Below are 1,452 nucleotides of genomic sequence, written 5' to 3' on the forward strand. Positions count from 1 at the left end.
CCGATAATAATTTCATGTACCTATTAAAAAAGAAACAGGAATCCCTGTTTCTTTTTTAATATTGCATTTTCGCGTTTTCTCCAGCTGTCGTTCCGGCAATTCTACCAGTAACAAGGGCTGATGTAATATTATAGCCACCAGTATAACCGTGAATATCAAGAACTTCTCCGCAGAAATATAAGCCGTTCGTAAATTTAGAAGACATTTCTTTCGGGTTAATTTCTTTCACGGATACACCTCCGCCAGTAACGAATGCTTTTTCAATTGACTGCGTACCATTTACATTCACAGTAAACTCTTTAAAGTCTTTCACAAGTGCGCGAATCTTTTCGTGAGAAACTTGTCCAGCTTGTTCACTACCGTCAATTTCATTTTTTTCTAGTAAGAATAGGAAGTAACGTTCAGGGACATAACCTTTTAAAACGTTTTTAATTCCTTTTTTCGGATCTTCTTTCATTTGTTTCAGCATGCGCTGAAATAGTTGCTCACTATTTTCCTCTGGCAATGCATCAATACTCATTTGTATTGTATTCGTTTTAAACTTTTTCAATGCTTTCACGACGAATTGACTACAGCGAAGAGCAGCAGGACCAGATAGGCCGAAATGAGTGAAGAGCATGTCCATTTTGTGAGAAATGATAGCTTTTCCTTTCGGGTTTAATACGCTTAAGTTTATATCACGTAAAGCAAGACCTTGTAATGAGCGATCACGTATAAACGGCTCGTTTGAAAGAATAGGTACTTCTGTTGGGAATAATTCTGTAATTGTATGACCTGCTTTTTCAGCCCAAGCGTATCCGTCTCCAGTGGAACCAGTTTGAGGAACTGATTTTCCGCCAACAGCGATAACGACGTGATTTGTTTCTAACACTTCGCCTGTTTGCAGTACAACTGCTTTCGTTTGACCATTTTCATATTCAATCGTTTCAACAGGCGTATTTGTACGGATTTTTACACCTAAGTCTTTTAATCGTGTTAAAAGTGAGTCTACAACAGATTGCGCTTTGTTTGACACAGGGAACATGCGACCGTGGTCTTCTTCTTTCAATTTAACACCAAGATTTTCGAAGAATGTAATAATATCTTCATTATTAAAAATAGAAAAAGCGCTGTATAAAAAGCGACCGTTTCCTGGTATATGTTTAACAATTTCATCAAGTGGTAGACGGTTCGTTACGTTACAGCGCCCGCCACCAGAAATCGCAAGTTTACGCCCAAGTTTATTTCCTTTATCAAGAAGCAAGACATTTGCGCCTTCTTCTGCAGCACCAATTGCAGCCATTAGCCCAGAAGGACCGCCGCCGATGACAATAACATCATAATGCATAATATATCGACCTCATTTTCTACATTTCCTGCCTAAAAGAATAGCATGTTTTCCCTTAAAAGAAAAATAGAGTGAAGTACTGCTTAATGAGAGAATTGTGGTACAATACAAAAGTTAGAGTTCAG

The 1,452-nt window shown here is 38.2% G+C and carries 1 protein-coding gene; it reads right to left on the reverse strand.

What is annotated here, in order from left to right; all coding sequences use genetic code 11:
- Nucleotides 1-55: 55 nt before the first annotated feature.
- Entirely contained in the window at nucleotides 56-1,327 is a 1,272-nt protein-coding gene (locus MR170_RS30590) for a BaiN/RdsA family NAD(P)/FAD-dependent oxidoreductase (protein WP_029443445.1), read from the reverse strand.
- Nucleotides 1,328-1,452 lie beyond the last annotated feature (125 nt).

This window comes from Bacillus cereus group sp. BfR-BA-01524, from assembly GCF_022662595.1.
Lineage (GTDB): Bacteria > Bacillota > Bacilli > Bacillales > Bacillaceae_G > Bacillus_A > Bacillus_A thuringiensis_S.